At 76.7% G+C, this 4,339-nt stretch carries 3 protein-coding genes; 1 reads left to right on the forward strand and 2 read right to left on the reverse strand.

From position 1 onward, the window contains the following. Both FRZ03_RS04090 and FRZ03_RS04095 read right to left on the reverse strand, forming a co-directional pair. A partial coding sequence (locus tag FRZ03_RS04090) for an FAD-dependent oxidoreductase (RefSeq protein WP_186785243.1) occupies positions 1–1,468 on the reverse strand: 1,468 nt, incomplete at its 3' end. Next, positions 1,465–2,895 (reverse strand): FGGY family carbohydrate kinase, encoded by a 1,431-nt coding sequence (locus FRZ03_RS04095; RefSeq protein ID WP_146463756.1) that lies wholly within the window; start codon positions 2,893–2,895, stop codon positions 1,465–1,467. The genes FRZ03_RS04095 and FRZ03_RS04090, both read right to left, overlap by 4 nt. Positions 2,896–3,212: 317 nt before the next feature. On the opposite strand from FRZ03_RS04095, the gene FRZ03_RS40015 reads away from it, so the two are divergent. Beyond that, positions 3,213–4,339, forward strand: a 1,127-nt coding sequence (locus FRZ03_RS40015) for a hypothetical protein (protein WP_146463757.1), incomplete at its 3' end; no start/stop codon positions are given.

Consider the following 4,339-nt stretch of genomic DNA (forward strand, 5'->3'; position numbering starts at 1 on the left):
TGCGGCGGCGCAGGGCCTCCGGGGTGCGGGGCGGGAGGGGACCGGCGAGGGCGTCGCGGATCTCGCCGAGGGAGACCCGCTCGCAGTGGCAGACCAGGGTGCCGTACGCGGGGTCGGCGGCGATGAGGTCGGCGCGCTGGTGCGGGCGCGGGAACGCCTCGCCCAGGTTGGGCATGCGCACCGGGTCGAGGTCCCGTTCCGGCCCGAGGTCGAGACCGCATGCGGCGAGCAGCCCGGTGACATGGGCGGCGATCGCCAGGGAGGCGGTCAGTCCGGTGGAGCGGATGCCGCCGACGGTGACGTACGACCGTTCGGGGTGGGCGGCGATCCGGTAGTCCTCCTGTCCGGTGGCCGCGCGCAGCCCGGCGTACACGGCGGTGACCTCCTCCTCCAGGAGAGCGGGCAGGATGCGGCGGCCCTGCTCCCGGAGCAGGGCGATGCCCCCGGCGGTGGAGCCGGTGTCCCCCTTGTCGTCCAGGTCCTCGGCGGTGGGGCCGAGCAGCACATTGCCGTGGACGGTGGGCGCGACCAGCACCCCCTTGCCGAGCGCGGTGGGGACCGGCAGCAGGATGTGCCGGACCAGCGGGCGGGCGAACTTGTCGAACACGAGGAGCTGGCCGCGGCGCGGGGTGACGGTGAAGTCGTCCTGGCCGAGCCGCCGGTCGAGGGTGTCGGCGCCCAGCCCGGCCGCGTTGACGAGGTGGCGGGCGCGCAGGGTGCCGCGGGAGGTGTGCAGGAGGTGGCCGTCCTCGTCCCGGCCCACCTGCCGCACCGCGGTGTTCAGGTGCAGTTCGACACCGGCGCGGACGGCCTGGGTGGCGTAGGCCAGGGTGGTGGTCCAGGGGCAGATGACGCTCTCGCCGGGGATGTGCAGGGCGCCCAGGGCGCCGAGGCCGAGTCGCGGCTCGCGGGCGTACAGCTCCTCCCGCCCCAACCGGCGTGCGTCCGCGTAGGAGTTGAGCGCCGCCTTCGCGGCCAGCCGGGGCAGGGCGGCCAGTTGCTCCTCGTTCCAGGCGACGAGGAGCGCGCCGACGCGTTCGACGGGGATGCCGGACTCGGCGGCATAGGCGGCCAGCCGGGCGTGGCCCTCGCGGACGAGCCGGGCCTCCAGGGTGCCGGGGACGGCGTCGAAACCGGTGTGCAGGATCGCGGTGTTGGCCTTGGAGGTGCCCTGGCCGACGTCGTCCTGCGCCTCGACCAGGGCCACGCTCAGGCGGGGGTGGCGGGCGAGCCCGCGGGCGATGGCGCAGCCGACGACTCCGGCACCGACGACCACGACGTCGTACGACCGTCCGGGCAGCGGGCCTTCGGTGGTGACCGTGGGCGACGGAGCCGGGGCGGTGGGCGTGGGCAGCGGGCCTTCGGCGGTCGCCGTCGGCGGCGGGGCCTCGACGTCGGCCCCCGGCAGCCGTTCCCGGTCCCTGCCCACCGGCCGCGCGGGCCGCGGCGCGTTCCCGGCGCCCGTCATGAGCCGGGGAGGGCGGCGACGGCGGCGCGGAAGCGGGCGCGGTGTTCGGCCGCCCGGTCGGCCGGGATGCGGGGCTCGTACACCGCGGCGGGCTGCCACGGCGGCAGGGCCTCGTCGGCGCCGAGGGCGGGGTCGGTGCCGAGGCGGGCGAGGGCGGCGGCGCCGAGCGCGGTGGCGTCCGGCAGCGCGGACACCTCGACGGGGCGTTGCAGCAGGTCGGCCTGGGTCTGCATGAGCAGCGCGGAGCGGGTGAGGCCGCCGTCGACGCGCAGCGTGGTCAGCGGGGTGCCGAGGTCGGCGGCGGCCGCGTCGGCCAGCTCGGCGACCTGGGCGGCGACGCCCTCGCACAGGGCGCGCACCAGATGGCCCGCGGTGGTGTCGAGACCGAGGCCGGTCAGCGAGCCGCGCAGCTCGCCGCGCCACCAGGGGGCGGCGAGCCCGGCGAGGGCGGGGACGAAGGTGACGCCGCCGCTGTCGGGGACCGCGCCGCCGACCGGGTCCAGGTCGGCGGCGGAGCCGATGACGCCGAGATCGGCGAGCCAGCGGACGGCGGAGGCGGCGGTGTACACCTGGCCGTCCAGGCAGTAGCTGGTGGTGCCGGCGAGCCGCCAGGCCACGCAGCTGGCCAGGCCCGAGCCGCCGCGCCGGGGGCGTTCGCCCGTGTGGGCGAGCAGGAAGGCGCCGGTGCCGTAGGTGCACTTGGCGGCGCCGGGGGCGGTGAGGCGCTGGGCGAGCAGGGCGGCCTGCTGGTCGACGATCAGGCCGGTGAGGGGGATCTCGGGGCCGAACGCCCGGGTGGTGCCGATGGGTTGGGCGACGTCCGTGATCTCCGGGAGGCGTTCGCCGGCCAGGCCGTACAGGTCCAGGGCGCGCGGCGACCACCGGACGTGGTCCAGGTCCAGGAGCTGGGTGCGGCCGGCCGTCGCGGCGTCGGTGACGAAGGCGCCGGTGAGGCGGTGCACCAGCCAGGCGTCCGAGGTGGTGACGACGCCCTCGCGGGTGAGGTGACGACGGATCCAGGCCATCTTGGGAGCGGCGAAGTAGGGGTCCAGGGGCAGGCCGGTCAGCTGCCGCAACTCCGGGGCGTGCTCGTCCAGTTCGGCGCAGAGGGGCTCGGCGCGGCGGTCCTGCCAGACCAGGGCGTCGGTGAGCGGGCGGCCGGTGGCCGGGTCCCAGGCGAGGACTGTCTCGCCCTGGTTGGCCAGCCCCAGGGCCACGACGTCCGTACCGGCCTCGGCGAGTGCGCGCCGGCCGGCGGCGAGCACCGAGTCGTACAGTTCCCCGGGGTCCGCCTCGACCAGTCCGCCGGGGCGGTGCCGGGGGCGGACCTCGGCGTATCCGGAGCCGAGGACACCGCGTTCGGGGCAGACCACGAGGGCCTTGGTGCCGGAGGTGCCCTGGTCGACGGCGAGCACCGGTCCGGTCATCGCGCCGGTCCCGTCATCCCTACCCTCCCGTGCTCCGCACCGAAGATCACCGCGTCAGCCTGCCGTCGCGCGCGGCCCGCGTCAAGCCACACCGATAATCGGCCAACTCTCCTGCATGGCTTATTGAGTTGGCAACCATGGTGGGCGGTAATGGCCGCCTCTATAGTGACCGCCGACCACGTCGATCGAGCGCAGCACAGGACGTCTGACCACCGACCGCAACGCTCCGCGAGCGACCGATCACCGCCCAGGGGAGGGCTGTTGCCACCTCACTCCGCCGCCTCGCCCGTGCCCGACCGGCCTCGGGGCCTCGGCTGATGGCACGAGAAGGAGCGAGACCCTGCTACGACCCCGCCGGAAGCGACCACGCCCTGCGCGCCGTGCTCCAGGATCTGCGCACCGGCCGCTGGATGGCCATGCGCACCCTGCTGGCGGAGACCACCGAGGCGTGGCAGTGGACCCAGCGCACCCAGATCCTCGCGGCGGCGGCCGCGGGCAGCGACGTGGTGCGCGCCTGGCTCGCGGAGGAGCCGGACTGTGCCCACGCGGCGGTGATGCGGGCCCGGGTGGGCGTGGAGCGGGCGCTGCGGGCGCGTCGCGAACGGCGGCTGCGGGCCCACGAGTTGTGGATCGAGGCCTGGGACGCCGCCCAGACCGCGACCGGGCTCGCGCCGCGCGACCCGGTGCCCTGGATCTGTCTGCTGGCCCTGGCCCAGCTGGACCCCGAGCAGCGGTGGGCGGAGCACCGGGCCGCCCCGCCCGCGCCGCCACTGCCGCCGGGCCCCTGGGAGCTGCTCGCCGAGGCCGCCGCGCGCGACCCGTACAACCGTGAGGCCCACCACCGGGTGCTCCAGTTCCTGTACGCACGCGACGGCGGCCGAAACACCCCCACGGCAGCCGCCGACCCGGCCCGCTCGGGGGCCAGGGAGGCGGCGGGCCATCCCGGTACGGGACTCAAGGAGGCCGCCGGTCCCCCGGCCGCCGGGATCGGTCGTGCCCGTGCCCGGCTCATCGAGCCCGCCGGTCCCCACCGGGGCCTCGACGAGGCCCTCGTCTACGCCCGGTGGGCCGCCGGACAGGCCCCGCCCGGCTCCGCCCTGCACCTGCTGCCCCTGTACGTCCGCGTCGAACGCCACCGCCGCGCGGGCGAGCGGCAGGCGCACTGGACGACCGACGCCGCCGCCCGAGAAGCACACACCGCGCTGACCTCCTGGTTCACGCAGGCGCCGCCCGGCCGGCGGGCCCAGCCCGACCTCAACCACCTGGCCCACGCCCTGTGGAGCACCGGGCAGTACGCCGCGGCCGCGGCGGTGTTCGAGGCGATCGGCCCGTACTTCACCCCACCGCCGTGGCTGTACCGCGCGGGGGGTCGCGACCGGGCCGTGGACGTGTTCGCGGCGGCCCGCGACCGCTGCCGGGCCGGCACCGACCCCACCCGCACCAG

The organism is Streptomyces misionensis (assembly GCF_007896895.1).
GTDB classification, from domain to species: domain Bacteria; phylum Actinomycetota; class Actinomycetes; order Streptomycetales; family Streptomycetaceae; genus Streptomyces; species Streptomyces misionensis_A.